General features: G+C 53.7%; 18 protein-coding genes. 11 read left to right on the forward strand and 7 right to left on the reverse strand.

The features are described from left to right. The first annotated feature begins 14 nt into the window (after positions 1 to 14). Genes ACO4XG_RS07360 through ACO4XG_RS07370 form a run of 3 tightly spaced genes read left to right on the forward strand, consistent with a single transcriptional unit; the run spans position 15 to position 2,114 of the window. Complete coding sequence (locus tag ACO4XG_RS07360) at positions 15 to 467, forward strand: AIR synthase-related protein (RefSeq protein WP_308509368.1); 453 nt, start codon at positions 15 to 17, stop codon at positions 465 to 467. Then, the gene (locus tag ACO4XG_RS07365; protein ID WP_308509367.1) at positions 460 to 942 is read left to right on the forward strand and encodes an Lrp/AsnC family transcriptional regulator; all 483 of its coding nucleotides are present in this window, start codon (positions 460 to 462) and stop codon (positions 940 to 942) included. The genes ACO4XG_RS07360 and ACO4XG_RS07365 overlap by 8 nt, the downstream gene beginning before the upstream one ends. Next, entirely contained in the window at positions 939 to 2,114 is a 1,176-nt protein-coding gene (locus ACO4XG_RS07370) for a pyridoxal phosphate-dependent aminotransferase (protein ID WP_330670180.1), read from the forward strand. Before ACO4XG_RS07365 ends, ACO4XG_RS07370 begins: the two co-directional genes overlap by 4 nt. Before the next feature lie 195 nt (positions 2,115 to 2,309). Here ACO4XG_RS07370 and ACO4XG_RS07375 read toward each other — a convergent pair whose 3' ends face one another. The 5 genes from ACO4XG_RS07375 to ACO4XG_RS07395 all read right to left on the reverse strand — a co-directional run bounded on the left by ACO4XG_RS07375 (position 2,310) and on the right by ACO4XG_RS07395 (position 9,026). Next, positions 2,310 to 3,368: a cell wall-binding protein gene (locus ACO4XG_RS07375; RefSeq protein WP_485129676.1), complete on the reverse strand. Its 1,059-nt coding sequence runs from the start codon at positions 3,366 to 3,368 to the stop codon at positions 2,310 to 2,312. 224 nt (positions 3,369 to 3,592) lie between these two features. Continuing rightward, entirely contained in the window at positions 3,593 to 4,423 is an 831-nt protein-coding gene (locus tag ACO4XG_RS07380) for a hypothetical protein (protein WP_308509365.1), read from the reverse strand. Positions 4,424 to 4,511: 88 nt separating this feature from the next. Beyond that, complete coding sequence (locus tag ACO4XG_RS07385; RefSeq protein ID WP_308509364.1) at positions 4,512 to 5,939, reverse strand: ATP-binding protein; 1,428 nt, start codon at positions 5,937 to 5,939, stop codon at positions 4,512 to 4,514. Further along, positions 5,936 to 6,640, reverse strand: a complete 705-nt coding sequence (locus ACO4XG_RS07390) for a response regulator (RefSeq protein ID WP_308509363.1) — start codon at positions 6,638 to 6,640, stop codon at positions 5,936 to 5,938. The genes ACO4XG_RS07385 and ACO4XG_RS07390 overlap by 4 nt, the downstream gene beginning before the upstream one ends. Positions 6,641 to 6,659: 19 nt before the next feature. Then, positions 6,660 to 9,026 (reverse strand): endonuclease MutS2, encoded by a 2,367-nt coding sequence (locus tag ACO4XG_RS07395; protein ID WP_308509362.1) that lies wholly within the window; start codon positions 9,024 to 9,026, stop codon positions 6,660 to 6,662. A 166-nt stretch (positions 9,027 to 9,192) separates the two neighbouring features. Here ACO4XG_RS07395 and ACO4XG_RS07400 point away from each other — a divergent pair, with 166 nt between their 5' ends. The 8 genes from ACO4XG_RS07400 to ACO4XG_RS07435 all read left to right on the forward strand — a co-directional run bounded on the left by ACO4XG_RS07400 (position 9,193) and on the right by ACO4XG_RS07435 (position 16,801). Beyond that, the gene (locus ACO4XG_RS07400) at positions 9,193 to 10,503 is read left to right on the forward strand and encodes a S1C family serine protease (protein ID WP_308509361.1); all 1,311 of its coding nucleotides are present in this window, start codon (positions 9,193 to 9,195) and stop codon (positions 10,501 to 10,503) included. Between the two features lie 23 nt (positions 10,504 to 10,526). Further along, on the forward strand, positions 10,527 to 11,480 hold the full coding sequence (locus tag ACO4XG_RS07405; RefSeq protein ID WP_308509360.1) for a 3'-5' exoribonuclease YhaM family protein: 954 nt from the start codon (positions 10,527 to 10,529) through the stop codon (positions 11,478 to 11,480). 41 nt (positions 11,481 to 11,521) lie between these two features. After that, the gene (gene rlmD, locus ACO4XG_RS07410) at positions 11,522 to 12,910 is read left to right on the forward strand and encodes a 23S rRNA (uracil(1939)-C(5))-methyltransferase RlmD (protein ID WP_308509359.1); all 1,389 of its coding nucleotides are present in this window, start codon (positions 11,522 to 11,524) and stop codon (positions 12,908 to 12,910) included. Positions 12,911 to 13,215: 305 nt separating this feature from the next. Next, positions 13,216 to 14,658, forward strand: coding sequence for an ATP-binding protein (locus ACO4XG_RS07415; RefSeq protein WP_308509358.1), 1,443 nt, complete (start codon positions 13,216 to 13,218; stop codon positions 14,656 to 14,658). A gap of 50 nt (positions 14,659 to 14,708) precedes the next feature. Next, positions 14,709 to 15,008, forward strand: coding sequence for a 23S rRNA methyltransferase (locus tag ACO4XG_RS07420; RefSeq protein ID WP_308509357.1), 300 nt, complete (start codon positions 14,709 to 14,711; stop codon positions 15,006 to 15,008). Between the two features lie 72 nt (positions 15,009 to 15,080). Then, positions 15,081 to 15,263 carry a hypothetical protein gene (locus ACO4XG_RS07425; RefSeq protein WP_308509356.1) on the forward strand — a complete coding sequence of 61 codons (183 nt, stop codon included), beginning with the start codon at positions 15,081 to 15,083 and terminating at the stop codon, positions 15,261 to 15,263. A 115-nt stretch (positions 15,264 to 15,378) separates the two neighbouring features. Further along, a complete protein-coding gene (locus tag ACO4XG_RS07430; protein ID WP_308509355.1) occupies positions 15,379 to 15,882 on the forward strand; it encodes a GNAT family N-acetyltransferase in 504 nt (167 codons plus the stop codon). A 79-nt stretch (positions 15,883 to 15,961) separates the two neighbouring features. Next, positions 15,962 to 16,801, forward strand: coding sequence for an AraC family transcriptional regulator (locus tag ACO4XG_RS07435; RefSeq protein WP_308509354.1), 840 nt, complete (start codon positions 15,962 to 15,964; stop codon positions 16,799 to 16,801). A 312-nt stretch (positions 16,802 to 17,113) separates the two neighbouring features. Here ACO4XG_RS07435 and ACO4XG_RS07440 read toward each other — a convergent pair whose 3' ends face one another. Then, the gene (locus ACO4XG_RS07440; RefSeq protein WP_308509353.1) at positions 17,114 to 17,731 is read right to left on the reverse strand and encodes a sigma-70 family RNA polymerase sigma factor; all 618 of its coding nucleotides are present in this window, start codon (positions 17,729 to 17,731) and stop codon (positions 17,114 to 17,116) included. Beyond that, positions 17,721 to 17,918 carry a hypothetical protein gene (locus tag ACO4XG_RS07445; protein ID WP_308509352.1) on the reverse strand — a complete coding sequence of 66 codons (198 nt, stop codon included), beginning with the start codon at positions 17,916 to 17,918 and terminating at the stop codon, positions 17,721 to 17,723. Before ACO4XG_RS07445 ends, ACO4XG_RS07440 begins: the two co-directional genes overlap by 11 nt. Positions 17,919 to 17,975: the final 57 nt, after the last annotated feature.

The raw sequence follows: 17,975 nt of genomic DNA on the forward strand, positions 1-17,975 counted from the left end.
TTCGAGACCTTGCGATGTCTTTGGAGCGACTGAAAGCCGAGGAAGACGCCAGGGAAACCGCCTTGCGGCTGGGGCGGGAGACGGATGCGGAGACGCTCTGCCTGCCCTACGGCAGAGGGGGGCTTCTCGCGGCAGTCTATCTCACCGCGCTTGCGCGGAGGTCTGGCGTCGAAATCCGGCTCCGCGCGGTGCCGATTCGCCAGGAGACCATAGCGCTCGCGGAGGCGCTCGGCAAAAATCCCTACCGCATGGACACGGCGGGCGTCTTGTTTTTGACCGCGCAAAGCGACAGCTTGGTGCAGGCGCTTCGCGGGACAGGGATTCCGGCAGCCTGCATCGGCCGCCTGATGCCGGGACTTGATAAGTGCGTGGTCGATAAGACCGAGCGCGAATACATCAACCGCCCGGAAAAGGGCATCACATTGGAAGCGGAAGTGTTTGAGACAGAAAGGACGAAAGATGCGTGAAAAAATCCTCGCGGTTCTCGAGAAGAACGCGCGTATCGACATCCATGAACTCGCAATGCTGCTCGGCGAAAGCGAAGTAGCGGTTGCGAACGAGATTGCGGACATGGAGAAAGAGAATGTGATCCGCGGCTATCACACCCTGATTAACTGGGAGAACACGAGCAATGAACGCGTGGAAGCGCTGATTGAGGTCAATGTGACCCCGCAGCGCGGCATGGGCTACGACCGCATTGCGGAGCGCATTTACCAGTACAACGAAGTGGATTCCGTCTATCTGATGAGCGGCGCCTTCGATTTCATGGTGCTCCTCGAGGGGAAGACCATGCGGGAAGTCGCGCTCTTTGTCTCCGAGCGTCTGGCACCGCTCGAGTCGGTGACAGGTACTTCGACGCACTTCGTGTTGAAGAAGTACAAGGATCACGGCACGGAGATGGAAGTGAAGAAAGAAGACGAAAGGCAGTTGTTCATGGCATGAGAGATATCAACGAAATTTTAGCGAAGAAGACAGTTGCCCTGCAACCCTCCGGCATCCGGAAGTTTTTCGACATTGTGCGCACCATGGAGGGGGCCATTTCCCTCGGCGTCGGCGAGCCGGACTTTGACACGCCCTGGCCCATCCGGGAGGAGGGTATTTATTCGCTGGAGCGCGGCCGTACCTTCTACACAAGCAATGCGGGTCTCAATGAGCTCCGCGAGGAGATTGCGCGCTACATTCAGCGTCGCTTCGGCGTTTCCTATGAGCCGCTCAGCGAGATTACGGTGACGGTCGGCGGCTCGGAGGGCATAGATCTCGCTTGCCGCGCCATGCTGGATCCCGGCGACGAAGTCATTATCCCGCAGCCGAGTTACGTCTCCTACGAGCCCTGTGTGCGTCTCGCGGACGGTGTGCCGGTCATTGTGGAACTCAAGGAGAAGGATCGCTTCAAGCTGATGCCGGAGGATCTCGAGAAGGCCATCACCCCGCGCACCAAGTTTTTGGTGCTGCCGTTTCCGAATAACCCGACCGGCTCGATTATGACAAGAGAGGAGCTTGCGGCGATTGCGGAAGTCGCAATCCGCCATGACCTCTATGTGGTCTCGGACGAAATTTACACCGAGCTCACCTATAACGGCGAGGCACCGGCCTCGATCATTCAGATTCCGGGTATGCGGGAGAGAACCGTTCTGATCAACGGCTTCTCGAAGGCCTATGCGATGACCGGCTGGCGTCTCGGCTATGCCTGCGGGCCGGAGCCGATACTCCGCCAGATGATCAAGGTGCACCAGTACGCGATTATGTGCGCGCCGACCACAAGCCAGTATGCGGCGGTCGCGGCGCTCCGCGACTGCGACGCCGAGATCGCGCGGATGCGCGAGGCCTATAACCAGCGCCGCCGCTATCTCTTAAAGCGGCTCGAGGAGATGAATATTCCCTGCTTTGAGCCGGAGGGCGCCTTTTATATTTTCCCGAACATCTCGAAATTCGGCATGTCCTCCGAGGAGTTCTGCACGAAGCTGCTGACCGAGGAAAAGGTCGCGGTCGTGCCGGGCACGGCGTTCGGACAGAGCGGGGAGGGCTTTGTCCGCATCTCGTACGCGTACTCGCTCGAGCAGCTCCGTGAGGCTATGGGGCGCATTCAGCGCTTTGTGGAGCGCCACGCAAACTAAGGGAAACAGCCCCTGCGATGCAGGGGCTGTTTTTTTGACAAACAAGAAGGACAGTTGCGGGGTTTTCTACCAACTCTTTTTGTCCTATAACTCGTATTTCATGCAAGGCCGCAGTACTTTTTACCGATTCTTTTTGTCCTATAACGCAAAAAACGCCTGCCGCACATTCTGTGCGACAGGCGTTCTGCCGTTTGATTATCTGCTCTGGGTCCAGACACCGCTGTTGTCAACGAAGTAGCGGTTGTTGTCAACCCACTGGTTGGTCAGCATCTTGCCGAGGTTGCTGCCGTTCTCGGTGCTGAGCCAGTACCACTTGCCGGTGAAACGGCTCTTCAGCCAGCCGGTCTGCATGTAGCCGGACTTGTTGAAGTAGTACCAGTTGCCGTCAATCTGCTGCCAGTTGTCAGTCGTATAGGAGCGGTCTGCGTTGCAGTACCACCAACCGACATTGTCCTTCAGCCATGCGCCCTTGTTGCCGGAATTCGATCCGTTCGGGCCGGTCTGACCGCCGTTGTTGGAGCCGCCGTTGTTCGTCTTGCCGCCGAGTGCCGCGAGGATATCGTCATCGACGCTGAACTCATCCGACTCGGTCCAGTTGCCCTTCGAGCTGTTGCCGTTGCCGACAACCGCGCGGACCTTGACGGTGTAATCGCCCTTGCCGCCCTCGCGAATCTGGCTGCGGAAGTCGTAGCTCGTGCTGTTCGTCGTGACCGACTCGCGGATGGTATTGTTCCGGTAGAGTTTCACCTCGTACTGCTTTGCGTAGTCTGCCTGATCCCAAGAGACCACCGGGCTGTCATCGTCACCCCAGGAGACATCGCCGACTTCGAGTGCGTCCTTATCCGTGGACCCGGTCTTCGGCAGGGTGAGCGTGACGGTCATTGCACTGGCGCTCGTGACAATCTTGCTGACTTCGGCGCCCTTGCCGCCCTTGTCATTGAGCTTGACATTGCCCTTCGGCGTGCCCTTGAAGGTGAAGTCGCTGTCGGGCTTCAGCTTCAGTGTGACCTTCGGCTTCTTGCCGAAGTCGGTGTTCGTGACCGAAGTGACCTTGACGCTGTCCACGCCCGCACTGTCACTCTCGGCATCGATCTGGCTTGCCGTCATGCCCGGAGAGAGGTCGTAGTCGAGATCAATCGTGACATTCTGTACAACGCCCTTTGAGGACTTTGCAAAGGCGACGCTTGTCATGCCGAGCAGCATAGCAGCGCTCAGAACAATGGGAGCAACTTTCTTTAACAGATTCTTCTGCATCATTTCTGTTTCCTCCGTTCCGCAGGATTTCCTGCTTGGTAATTTTTTTGTTGTCTCTATCCTAAACGATTTCACTGAGAAAGAATAGTGGATTTCACTTACAGTTCTCTTACTTTCCTGTAAGAAGATTATCACAAAAATTTAACGGCCTTTGGTGTAACCTTTTCACAAAAAATAGCACCGCGAAACCTGCGGTGCTATTTTCCGGATGGTATCAATTCAACTCAGTATTTCGGAGTCCACTTGCCGTTGTAGTCGACGCGGTAGCCGTCCGGCGTCATTGTGCTGACAAGCATGGCGCCGTCATAGCCCACGTAGTAGTAGACACCCTCTTCGGTCGCGCTCTTAATCCAGGCATTTGCCCACATGGAGCCGTCGCTGCCCGAATAGTACCACTTATCGCCGACTTGGAACCAGCCGGTCGCCTTCTGACCGTTGTTCAGCATATAGCTCCAGCCGCCGTTCTCGAGCGACACCCAGCGGCCGGTTGCGGCAGCCGTGTTCTGTGCGCCGGTATTCTGTGTATTGGCCGCCTGGGTCTGTGCGGCAGCATTTTGCGCGGTCGTGCTCTGGTTGGCGGCAGTGCTCGCGGCAGCGGAAGTCTTGGTCTCATCCGCATTGCCGCGGTTCTGCTTGATCATCATAATGTCCTCGGATGTGATGGTCTCGGCGCCCATTGCGGAAGCTGGGCGTCCCTGGCCCTTGGCCCTTTTCTTCGCCGTAACCTGCGCGTAGTAGGTGCCGGCGCCGCGCTTTAAGACTTTGTCGGTGATGTCGGCCTTTTCCGATGTATAGCCTGCCGTGACAGCCGTGCCAATCTTGTGCTTCGGCTTTAAATCCGAGGAGCTGTAGAGCTGCACCGTGTAGCTTGTGCGGCTGTCGCCGACCGACCAGTTGACATAGACGCGGTCGTTCGAGACATCAAAGGAGACATCGCTGACCGAATAGTCCTGCGGGTCGTCATCTTCCGTCCGCGCGAAGCTCACAGCACCCTGTGAGAGCGTCATCGCGAGGCAGAGGAACAGGGCAGTTGCCCGTTTCAGTCGTTTCATCATAAAATACCTCCGAATTCTAAAAACTTCTATACAGCGAGTATAGCACAGCAAGCTTACGAATTCCTTACGACAGAATGACGATTCCCTGTCAGTGGCGCAGGTTTTTTTCGTCAGCTTTCGGAAGCGTGAAGATAAAACGGCTGCCGCCCTCTGTGCGTTGCATCGCTTCCAGACTCTCACCGTGCGCGAGCATGACTTCCCGTGCAATCGCAAGGCCGAGTCCCGCGCCCATCTTGTCCTGTCCGCGGGAGCGGTCGCCCTTAAAGAAGCGGTCAAAGATGCGGGACAAATCCTCGTCCGGAATACCGATGCCGCTATCGCTGACCGAGATCTCCATCCGGTTTCGGTGCTCCGTGCAGGCAATCTCAATCTCGCTGTTCTCCGGCGAAAACTTGATTGCGTTGTCGGTGAGATTGTAGAGGACCTGCTGGATGCGCAGGGCATCGGCATAGACAAAGCTCTGTTCTTCGACGAAGAAGAGGGAGATGCGGATATGCTTTGCCTTGCACTGGGGTTCAAAGCTCTCGGCCGTGGCGCGAATCAGCGCATTCAGCTCAAAGACGCTTCTGTGCAGCGTTTGCCCGGGATTCAGAGTATTGAGACGCAACATGTTTTCCGTGAGTTTCGAGAGGCGCTCGCTCTCGGCAATGACGCGCCGCATGTACTTTTCCCGCTGTTCGGGCGGGATGGTGCCGTCCAGAATGGCCTCGGAGAAGCCTTTGATCGAAGTCAGCGGCGAGCGGAAATCGTGGGATACATTGGCGATAAAGCGCCGCTCATCTTCTTCGAGCCGCGCGAGCTTTTCCGCCATCCCGTTCATGGTTGTCGCAAGATACCCCATCTCATCCTCGGCGTGCACCGGAATCCGGTGGGTCAGGTTGCCGTCGGCAAACTGGCGGGCGCCCTCGGTGATTGCGGCGAGTGGCCGGTACACCGCAAAGTGGAAAATAAAGAGGAGGGTGAGAGACAGCAGAAAGACAATGCCGTAGCTGATATAGACCAGATTCAGAATCTGCATCGCATCTTCCCGGACATAATTCATCCGGAGATGAATCACGACATAGCCGTAGGTCCGGTAATTGCCCGTAATCGGCGCGGAGACACTGAGGACGGTCTCCGGGAAGGAGCCGAAGTAGGAGCCGACTGTATAGGAGTGATTGCCGGTTGCGGTCGGATCAAAATCCGGTATGGTGCGGCCGTCCCAGCTGTGCGCGGAGTCAATGACAATCGCGCCGTTCTTGTCCATAATCCAGATTTCCGCCCGCAGAAAGGTGGAGACAGCTTCGAGCTGCGGGTAGGCGCTCTGGAGCGGCAGCGCCTTGCCGTCGTAGACACCCGAGTAGGCGGCGGCAATCAGATTCGCCTCGTCGTAGAGCGTGCGCGCGCGGCTCTTGATCAGATAATTCTCCGTGAGACGCGCGGAGAGCGTCGAGACTGCAAAAAAGCCCGCGACACCAAAGAGCAGATAACCGAGCAGAAATTTTAAGTAGAGGGAGCGGCGTATGAGTTTCATCATGCGCGGAGGTCGAATTTATAGCCGACACCCCAGACCGTGGCGATGGACCAGCTCGGCTTATCTTTCAGTTTCTCGCGGAGGCGCTTGATGTGCACATCGACCGTGCGCGTATCGCCCGCATACTCATAGCCCCAGATGTGGTCTAGGAGCTGCTCGCGCGTAAAAACCTGATTCGGGTGGGAGGCGAGAAAGTAGAGGAGCTCGAGCTCTTTCGGTGGCATTTCGACCGGGTGCCCCTCATAGCGGACAGCATAGTTTGTGAGGCTGATTTCTAAATCCTCGCAGCACACCGCATCCGTGTCGGTGCGCGTGGGCGGGGCAGCTTCCTGCGGCCGGTAGCGGCGCAGCACGGCGCGGACCCGCGCCACGAGTTCCTTTGGCTCGAAGGGCTTTATGATATAGTCGTCAGCGCCGAGCTCAAGCCCGAGCACCTTGTCAAAGACCTCGCCCTTGGCGGAGAGCATGATGACAGGGGTCTGGGAGCCCTTTCGAATCTCGCGGCACACCTGGTAGCCGTCCACATGCGGCAGCATGAGGTCCAGGAGCACGAGATCCGGGGAGAGTGTGTGAAAGAGCGAGAGTGCCGCCGCGCCGTCCGGCGCAATGTGCGTCTCGAAGCACTCTTTTTCCAGGTAGAGGGAGATGAGCTCCGCGATATTTTCGTCGTCGTCGACAATCAGTATTTTCTGTTTTCCTGCCAAAGAGACTCCTTTCTGCGGGTCAGCGGAAGGTGACCACGGTCACGGCCTCTCCGCCGTCGTCAAAGTGGGCATCTTCGAATTTCTTGACATAGGGCTGCTTTTTGAGCCAGGCGAGCAGACCTTTTTTCAGCGCGCCGGTGCCGCGCCCGTGAATCACGCGGACGGAATTCAGGTGTGCGAGCAGGGCATCGTCCAAGTATTTGTCGAGCTCCCCGAGCGCCTCGTCCACCGTCTTTCCGATGAGATTGATTTCGGGGGAGATGTGGGAGGCCTTGCCGAAACTCGGCGCGCCGCCGCTGCGGCTTTGTTTCGCGCCCTTCGACACAGCTGCCTCCTCCTCAATGAGGACCACATCGTCTGCGGAAACCTGCGTGCGAAGCACGCCCATGCGGACAAAGAGGCGATTATTTTTATCCGGCAGGGTAGAGACAATGGCCTCGTGATCCATGCTGAGTACGCGAACCGAGTCGCCGATGTGAAGCACCGCGGGCTTTGCCGCCTTCACGGCCTTCCTTTTCGGTGCGGTCTTTTCGACCGACTTTAACTTGTCGCGGAGACCGCTTCTCTCTTTCTCGAGCTCGCGGAGCAGACCGGAGTCCGCGCTCAGGCGGTTGATGCGCCGTATGCTCTGATCGGCGCTCTCCTTTGCCTCGGCGAGGATGCGCTCGGCCTCGGCGCGCGCCTTTTCTAAGATGCGCTCCTTGCGCTCGTCGAGGTTTTGATCCGCCTTCTCATGTCGCATTTTTAGTTCTTCGATTTCCGCGCGGTACGCGAGGATTTCTTTCCGCTCGGCCTCAATCGTGCGGCGATCCGCTTCGAGGCGAGATAAGAGATCCTCAAAGGCCGCATCGTTTTGCTCGATGTGCGTCTTGGCCTCTTCAATGATGTAGTCCGGGAGTCCGAGCTTTTTGGAAATCGCAAAGGCGTTACTCTTGCCCGGAATACCGATTAAGAGTCGGTAGGTCGGTCGGAGGGTCGCAACATCGAATTCACAGCTCGCATTTTCAACGCCCTTCGCAGAGAGCGCATAAACTTTCAACTCGCTGTAGTGCGTGGTTGCGACCGTCCGCGCGCCGATATTCTGTAAGAACGAAAGAATCGCAATCGCGAGTGCCGCTCCCTCGGTCGGATCCGTGCCGGCGCCGAGCTCGTCGAAGAGGCAGAGCGAATCGCTGTCTGCCGCCGCGAGAATTTCGACCACATTCTTCATGTGCCCCGAGAAAGTCGAGAGCGACTGCTCTATGCTCTGCTCGTCGCCGATGTCCGCGAACACATCGCGGAACACCGCGAGGCGGCTCCCCTGAAACGCCGGAATGTGGAGACCGGCCTGCCCCATCAGTGTAAAGAGACCCATGGTTTTCAGAGAGACCGTCTTGCCGCCGGTGTTCGGTCCCGTGATAATGAGGAGCGTGAAGTCGTCGCCGATCCGTATGCTGATCGGAACCACCTTTTCCTTCGGAATCAGGGGATGGCGTCCGTCTTTGATTTCCACAATGCGCTCGGTGTTAAAGAGCGGCTTCGAGGCCTGCATCGAAGAGGCGAGCCGCGCTTTTGCAAAGACAAAGTCAAGCGTTGCCAGTAGCTTCTGATTTGCGAGCAGCTCCGCCGTAAACGGGGCGAGCAGGGCGCTGAGAGACGCAAGTATTTTTGAGATTTCCTGCTGCTCCGCGAGCGTGAGTTCGCGGTACTCGTTGTTTAAGCGCACCGCGACCATGGGCTCAATGAAGATTGTGGAGCCGGTGGAACTCTGGTCGTGCACCACGCCCGGAAGTTTCGACTTGTACTCGCTTTTCACGGCAAGACAGTAGCTCCCGTTACGCATGGTCACGATGGTGTCCATGAGATAGCTCTTGTGGCGGTTGATTTCCTCCTGCAAAGCGCTGTGCATGCGCTCGTCGGCCGTTTTCATCTGCCGCCGGATGCGCGAAAGCTCGGCGCTCGCCGTGTCGGCGACCAGTTCCTCCGAGAGGATGCAGCGCTTTAATTCGCGGTTCTCGCGGGGCAGGAGAGAGAGCGCCGTGAAAGCGGCTTCGAGTGCGTCGGGATCCGGCTCCGCCTCTTCGTGCGCGCCGTAATTCCGGGCTCTCTCGCTTAAGTCGAGCAGTGTGCCGATGGCGTAGAGCTCGGAAGTGCCGAGAGTTCCGCCGACATCGAGACGCTTCACTGAGGCGCTCACATCGCGGAGACCCGCGAGGCGCAATTCGCCCTTCATGCGGATGCGGGAGAGCGCAGCCTCGGTCTCCGCCTGCGCGGTCTCGATGGCGCCGAGCTCCGTCATGGGCTCGAGGGCGCGACAGAGCGCCTTCCCGGGCGCACTCACGGCTTTTTCTTCGAGTAGCGACAAAATTTTATCAAATTCCAGAGTGTGCAAGGTTTTTTGATTCATGCCTGATCATCATCCGTTTCTTCCGCCGGAGCGGCGGAGCTTATATCAAATTCAAATTGCAAAAATACGCCTATAGTATAACACAAAGCGCGCCGCGCGTTTCGGAAGCAGTGCTTTTATGCTATACTAAGGCATTATAGACAGACAGGACGGCGGAGGGAGCATTATGCGGGAAGATGAGTTTATCACACAGCATATCGCCGAGAAAAAGCAAAAGAGAAAAAAGCTGATGGCACTCGCCGGAAAAGCGGTGCTTGCCGGGGCGGGCTTTGCGCTCGGCGCTGCGGCCGTCACCTGCGTCACCTGCCCGATACTCGCAAAAAAGTGGCGGCAAAATACGGAAAAAAACAGCGTTCAAATCGAGCGGGATGAGAGCCGGAGCGAGGGAGAATCGCGCGAGCAGCTGAGTTCTCCCTCGGAGGCCGAGTCGAACAGCGAAGAAGCGAACGGGGAGGCCGAGAATCAGAACATCCGGGAACAGGTCGAACAGGTCATAGAGAACCGGGACTATACGCTCAGCGATATCCGCCAGATGGCGGGAACGCTCCGGAAACAGGCCGACAGCGCCGATGCTGCGGTGGTCTCCGTGACCCACGAGCAGGCGGCGCGGGACTGGTTTAACAATGCGCTCGAGAGTTCGGAAAACTATTCGGGGCTCGCGGTTGCAAAGACGGAAAACGAGCTCCTGTTTCTCACGACGAGTGCGGCCGTTGAGGGCACGGACAGCGTGACTGTGACCATAGCCCGCGGTGATAAGGCCACGGCGAGTGTCAAGATGCGGGATCATGCGTATGGCCTTGCGGTGCTCTCGGTTCCGCTCACCGAAGAAAATCGGGATAGCTGGGGAAAGTTTCCGCTGGTACCCTTCGGAAACTCCTATCGGCTAAAGCGGGGGGAGCTTCTCTTTTTCGTGGGTTCACCGCTTGGGATGATACATTCCGTGAAGTACGGGATACTCTCGAATGTGCAGACCAGCGTGAGTGTTGTGGATGGCTATGCGACCATCTATTTCCCGGATGTCAGTGCGGACGCGCAGTCCGGCAGCTGGGTCTTAAATGCGGACGGCGAGCTGGTCGGCTGGGTCACCGGACTCTTTTCGGAGTCGGGGGATAACAACACGGCGACCGTCATGGGACTCTCCGATTTTAAGCCTGCGATCGAGCGGATGATGAACGGGAAGGAGACAGCGCTGCTCGGCATTTACGGCAAACAGGTGGGAAGTGCGCAGCGGGATCAGGGCATGCCGGCGGGCGTCTACATCTCCCGCGTCGAACAGAACGCACCGGCCTATGCGGCGGGCGTACAGCCGGGGGATATTCTGATTTCGCTCGGCGACAGCAAAATCGAGACCATGCGCGACCTCGAAGCTGCGCTGGAAAAGAGTGCGAAAGGGGAGAGCGTGCGCCTCACCCTGATGCGAAACGGCAGAGAGAAGTATGAGACCATCTCGGTCACCGCGACGCTTGCGGGCAGATAAAGGCAAACCAGAAAGGACACACTATGAAATATATCGATGCACTCCGGGAGAACACCCATATTTCGGAGGTTTATCTCTGCCAGCAAAAGGCGACCTATCTCACGAAGAGCGGAAAGGAGTATGAGAGTCTGCAGCTCCGCGATAAGACAGGCGTGGTGGACGCAAAGATCTGGGAGCCCGGCAATCCCGGTATCGGCGACTTCGAGGAACTCGACTATGTCGCAATCGACGCGGATGTGATTCTTTACAACAACAAGCTGCAGCTCAAGGTGAGCCGCATTCGCCGCGCCAATGAGGGAGAGTATAACCCGGGCGACTACATGCCGGTCTCTAATCGGGACAACAACGAGATGTATGCGGAACTCCTGGCACAAATTCAGTCGGTGCAGGACAGCTACCTGCAGACTCTGCTCCGCGCTTTTTTCGTGGACGATGCTGCCTTTGTAAAGCGCTTTCGCCTGAGCTCGGCGGCCAAGTCCGTGCACCACGGTTTTATCGGCGGCCTCATGGAGCACACCTTGAGTGTTGCGAGACTCTGCGACTACTACTGTAAAAATTATCCCATTCTGAACCGGGACCTCCTGATTACCGCGGCGCTCTGTCACGACATCGGCAAGACCCGTGAGCTCTCGGCCTTCCCGGAGAACGCCTACACCGACGAGGGACAGCTGCTCGGTCACATTGTAATCGGCTGTGAGATGCTTGCGGCGGCAATCGCAAAGATTCCGAACTTCCCGGAGAAGCGTGCGGCCGAACTTCGGCACTGCATTGTCGCGCACCACGGTGAACTGGAATTCGGCTCTCCGAAGAAGCCCGCACTGATTGAAGCCATGGCCTTAAACCTCGCGGACAATACCGACGCAAAGATGGAGACCTTTATGGAACTCCTGAATGCCGCCGGAGCAAATAACGGCTGGCTCGGGTTTAACCGTTTTCTGGACAGCAACCTGAGAAAGACCTCCGAGAGCGGCGTATAAGCGCGGAAGGATGCGCTTTGAAGAGAGAAAGAGAAGACCGCATGCGTAAGAATGATGAGTTTGAACTGGAAATTACGGGGCTCTCCGATGAGGGGCTCGGCATCGGGAAGTTGGACGGCTTTGTCTGGTTTGTGAAGGGCGCCCTTCCCGGGGACACGGCGCGCTGCCTTGCGATGAAGCTCAAAAAGAACTACGGCTTTGCGCGCGTGAAAACACTTTTAAAACCTTCGCCGGAGCGCGTCACGCCGCGCTGTGCGGTCGAGCAGCGCTGCGGCGGCTGCCAACTGCAGGCGCTCTCCTACGAGGCCGAGCTTCGCTTAAAGGCGAACAAGGTGCGGGAGGACCTCCTCCGCATCGGTGAAGTCCTGGCGGAACGGCTGGATGCCGTCACGGAGGCGATTGTCGGGATGGATGAGCCGTCCCGCTACCGAAATAAGGCCCAGGTGCCGTTTGCAGCCGGCGAGGACGGAAGACCCGTTGCCGGCTTTTATGCTGCCCGGAGTCACCGCGTGATTCCCTGGCTTGACTGCGATATCGGCGCCGCGGAAAACGCGCGCATTCTGGAAGTGATACTTGCCTTTATGGAGCGCTTCGGGCTTGCCCCCTACGACGAAGAGAGCGGCAGGGGGCTCATTCGCCGCGCCCTGATACGGAAGAGCCGTACGACCAAGGGCTATATGCTCTGTCTCATCGTAAACGGCAAGGAACTGCCGCATTGGGAGGCGCTGCTAAAGGAGCTTCAGGCGGCGGACAGCAAGGATGCTAAACTTGAGACTCTGGTTCTCAATACCAACACCCGCCGGGACAATGTGATCCTCGGCGACACGGTGAAAACGCTTTTTGGCAAGGGGTATATCGAGGACAGCATAGGAGACATCCGCTTCCGCATCTCCCCGCACTCCTTCTATCAGGTGAATCCCGTTCAGACCGAGGCTATGTACGGTGCGGCGCTCGAATTCGCGGCGCTTAGCGGGAACGAGACCGTCTGGGATTTATACTGCGGCATCGGGACCATCTCCCTCTTTTTGGCGCGGCAGGCAAAGAAGGTCTACGGCGTGGAAATTGTGCCAGCGGCGATTCGGGACGCAAAAGAAAATGCCAAGCGAAACGGCATTGCAAACGCGGAATTCTTTACCGGAGCCGCCGAGGATGTGCTGCCTGCTTGGCAGAAGGCAAATCCGGACACCCGGATTGATGTGATTACCGTGGATCCGCCGCGTAAAGGCTGCGACGAGACTGCCCTCCGCACCATGGTTGAACTTTCCCCTGCACGCATTGTCTATGTGAGCTGCAACTCCGCGACCCTCGCGCGGGACGTGAAGTATCTCCGCGCCAACGGCTATGAGTTAACGCGCGTGCGCCCGGTCGATAACTTTCCGAGAACCATGCATGTGGAGACTATAGTGTTGCTACAAAAGTTGAACTCGTAGAAATCCTTTATTTTAAGCACTTTTACGAGCATTTCACCTTCGGTGTGACCGACTGGTCGAAGCGTGGAAAACGCTTCGAAAAAGTACGTTCGGGTGTCTATAGCAATAGTACTCGTCACTGTAGGCACAAAACTTGAGGACTTATAGACAATAGAATATTGAGCGGAGTATGTGCGAATCTGGAAGTTCATACCTTCAGCAAATAGAATTGCTTCGAATGACTTCTGGTTTAAAAAGAAGATAACAAGAAGTTGATTAAGAAGTAATCAAGAAGTATAATCGAAGAAAAAGAAGCAGGTGATTATATGTTCCTTGAAGAAATAGTGAGCAATGCACTGATAGAAAACTGTGAGCTTGAATGCAAGAGCAAACTTGATCGAAATAATGTGATCGGATGGCTTAAAACATTTGCAGGCTTTGCAAATGCTGACGGCGGAACAATCTTTATCGGAGTGGAAGACAAGACGAATAAATTGATTGGTTTCGATCGGAATGCTGCCGATTCTGAGAGAAACTATTTTAACAATCAGGTTAATGAGCATATATCTCCAAGACCGCCATATAAGATTAGTTTTATCCGGTATCAGATAAGAGAACAGGAACGATTTGTTCTGCAGGTCAAGGTGGAGAGTTCATTAATAAAACCAGTGACTGTTAAGTTTGACGGTATTCCTTCCATCTTTATGAGGCGCGAGGGCTTTACCGGCGGAGCAACATATGAAGAAATAATCAATATGAGTATTCATAGTCAATCTGCATCATTTGATACCATACTGTCAGACAAAATATATGATCCGCAGAATTATCAGAATCTCAGAGAATTCCACAAACAGCATACGGAAGGGAAAATCTTAACAGATAAAGCTCTCGCCTCACTCGGTTTTTTCAATGGAGAAGGGATTCTTGCGAATGGAGCTGTTCTGTTCGGCGATCACTATTCAGAACATAAAACAGATGTCCAATGCTCTGTTTTTTCCGGATTTACAAAAGGAAGCGAGCGGATTGTTTCAGTCAACCGTTTCAGCGGGAATATCACACAAACGATTGATTATATGTATTCTTTTGTGATGCAGCGGATGAATCATACAATCATCAAAAAAGCAGAATCGCATATCGAAATTGATGCGTATCCGAAAAGAGCACTATTTGAAGGTATTATCAATGCAGTTGCCCACAGGGATTATTTTCTGGATGGAACGCAGATTCAGGTCGATATCTTTCGTGACCGATTGGAGATTTCGTCCCCGGGAAGTTTCTATCATGGAGAACCGCTTTCGAAAACCTATGATCTGTCAAAGATTATTTCAAAACGGCGTAATGAATTGATCTGCGGTATTCTTGTTCAATGTGAGGTTATGGAAGCAGCGGGAACCGGATTTGATAAGATCAATGAAGAATACCGAGATGCAGACAGTGCACATAGACCATATATTTATTCCGCGACGGATCATTTTACACTGGTACTGCCGGATCTGTCTTTTTCAGAAGGAATAAGCAACAATCTTCTTCCGGTATTGGAATTCCCTCCCGTGCCGGGCGGCTCGAGATTTGATGAACAAATCCTGTCATTCTGTTATGGCAAAGCCAGAAAATCTGTTGAGATTGCTGATTATCTCGGTATCAGCAATTCTACTCATCTGAAAGAGAAGATACTCGGAGTTCTGGTCAATAACGGATACTTATCAAGAGAGAAAGTTTCAAGGTCATTTTTCTTTAAAACTAATTCTGACATGGTTCGTGAGAAATAAATGCGGTGGATCGTTTTGCCTCTACTGTCCATGTGGAGACGGTATGTCTTTTGTCCAAACTTTCTGAGGCAAAGAATCATATCAGTGTGAAGGTCGATATGGATGAGATGGATGTGACGGCAGCGGAAAGCAAGGCTACTTACCACGAGATTCAGGATTGGGTGCAGGAAAAGTACGGATTTCATGTTAGTCATTTGAATATCGCAAAGACCAAGCGGAAATGCGGGATTATAGAGCGGCAGAATTATAACCTGCCGAAGGGTGAGGAAAGCCGGTCGCCAGAAACGCCTGAGGAAAAGGAGGAAGCAATTATCGAGGCATTTAAGGCGTTTCAGATGATTAAACCGTGATATGTTGCCGGAACAATATGTCTTAGGAGAAGAAGTCCATATTTTCGAGCAAAAGATGCTGAGGATAGAAAAATGATAGAGTTACAGACCGTTCAGGCTAAGGATCGAGACTTGCTTTGGAACATTAATCAGAAATATCTGTATGAGATGACATTGTATTATGATGATCCTATGGATGAAAACGGCAATTATCATTATGGTCATTTTGATGACTATTTTTTAGACCCGAGGCGGGCGGCGTATTTCATCGCCTGAATGATAACGAAGATAAGTGGATCGTTAGCTTAAGCGGAGAAACGATTCAGACAGAGGATATTCTGGAGGCCATCAGTTTTCAGGAACAGTATTTTATGGGAGAATTATACACACTATGATCGATATTTCTAAGCTTAGCAAGAGGTATTCGGTCCGCATTTTGGAAGAAGCGGATATAGAGATGCTTGTTGAGATTTGCAAGCAGAATACAGTTTTTTATGAGTATACCGAAGCACGCCCAACCAAGGAGAATATTCTTGATGATATGAAGGCAACTCCGCCGGGAATAGATATGCAAGATAAATACTATTTTGGTTTTTTTGATGGCCGGGAACTGGTAGCTATTATGGATCTGATAGATGGGTACCCTAAAGCGGAGATTGCGTATATTGGCTTTTTTATGATGAATCCGCAGTATCAGGGGAAGCAGATAGGAACTGCTATTATTGATGAGGCTATAGATTACTTACTAAGCACAGGAAAAACATCGGTTCGGCTTGCGATAGATAAAGGGAACCCGCAGTCCACGCATTTCTGGAAGAAGAATGGTTTTGATGTTCTCTCTGAAGCTGATGTGAATGGGTGGACAAAATTGGTCGCGGAAAGGAAACTGCCCTGACGAAGAGAGCACAGAATGTCGGGCCTTAATCCGTGCGGCTGATATACTGACAGTACAGTGAGCGAAGGGAGTGAGCAAGATGCAAGGCTGGATTGAAGGATTTCAGGAATCTATTGATTTCATAGAACAGAATCTGACAGAGGAATTGGACACTGCGGATATCGCAGCTAAGGCAGCTCTGTCTCCGTTCTATTACCAGCGCATTTTCGGAGCTCTGTGTGGTATGACTGTCGGTGAATATATCCGTGCGCGCCGGATGACGTTGGCAGCTCAGGAATTAAGCCGTGAAGATGTGAAGGTAATTGATGTTGCGGTTAAATATGGCTATGAATCACCGGATAGTTTTACAAAGGCTTTCCAGAAGTTCCATGGAATCACACCATCACAGGCGCGGGAGGCAGGCGCACCGCTCAGATCATTCGCTCCACTGCATATCAAAATCACGATGGAGGGTGGAACAATGTTAGATTATCGTATTGTTGAAAAAGCTCCTTTTACTATTGTCGGCACCAAGAGACGCTTCAATTCGGATACTAGTTATCAGGAGATTCCGAAGTTTTGGGCTGAGTACATGGGACAGGGAGAGAAGTGTCCTATCATGGGAACCTTTGGCGTATGCGTTGACATGGGTGACAATGACTTTGACTATTGGATCGCAGATCTGTATAAGCCGTGGGAAGACATTCCGGAAGACTGTGATACTTACCAGATCCCCGGAAGCCTATGGGCTCAGTTCATCTGTAAAGGAGCGTTGCCGGACAGTCTGCAGAGTGTGAATACCAAGATTTGGTCTGAATGGCTTCCTGCTCTGCAGGGATATGAGCTTGCAGGAAAGTACAACCTTGAAGTGTATGGTCCTGCTACGGAGAATCCGGATGACTATATAAGCTATATCTGGATTCCACTGAAGAAAGTTTGATTAATTAAAGAAACCTACGGTTTCGTTTGAGAGGATTCCAAAGGGGACAGCGTCCCTTTTGGCACACGACTTTGCTGGCAAAGTCTAGTGTGTTATACCTTTATCCGAAAGCCGGCAGCGAAACAGCAGCGTGTGCCCCTTTGAAGCACAGGCTGCTGTAATTGCATTGTGGAGAGAAAAGGTCGCTTCCGTGAAGAAAGCTGACTTTTGAACGACGCAAAAGGAATGGTGACGTGCTTCCTGTCACGGCGCCGATTCCAAGCCGGATTTAGGATAGAGATATACAAAAACCAGACAATGAAATTACTGCTATTACCAATGGAGCTCCTCGCGGAAGCTATGGAGAGCGGTTTGTTCAATGCTCTTTGCGCGGCTGTCACTTAAATGAAAATGGACCGCAGTCTCTACCCTATCGTGGGGAAGAACATCGTCAAAGCCGTAGCGGTAACGAAGATATGTGCGTTCCCTGGGGGAGAGCATATCCAGGGCATGATGGACTTCTTCATATGTTTCTTTTTCGATATAAATCTGTTCCGGTGTCTTTGTGTACTCTGAAAAAAGCCTGTCGTAAAAACTGCTCTCATCATTGTCCGGATCGTTATAGGGTTCAATGTCGAGACTTAACATCTGACCTGTGGAAGGAACAGCAGATGCACATTTCCGGACGTAATCCATCATGGCATTTTCGGAAACCCGGGATGCGTAGGTTTGAAACAGGTTGCCTTTATCCGGAAGGAAAGAGTGAACAGCCCTTAGCAAGCCGATGGGTCCCTCCTGAAGGAGATTGTCTGCTTCAACCTGAAGTCCAGAGTACTGCGCCTCAAATTTGGCAGTCAGTGCTTTAAAGGAAGGAAGCAAATGATCAATCAGCTCATTCGCTGCATCGGCATTTCCGCTTTGCGCCAGAATGCAGAGTTCCTCATTCGTCATGATCCGGTTCCTTTAGAGCATTCAACAAATCCAGGAAACTGGCGCCAAGTGATGTGAGCTTTTCTTTCGGTATGCCAGCTTCTGAAATGGTCTTCATAACCGCTACTGTCAGATCTTCAGCGGTCAGCTTGCTGAGATCAACTGACTCACCATCTTTGGTCAAATTCTCTCGCAGCAGCTTTAACACTTCGGTGGTCGCGGCCTGCTGTGCTTCTGACGCCGACTCTGCATTTTTCTTTATATC

The sequence above is a fragment of the Stomatobaculum sp. genome (assembly GCF_057248925.1).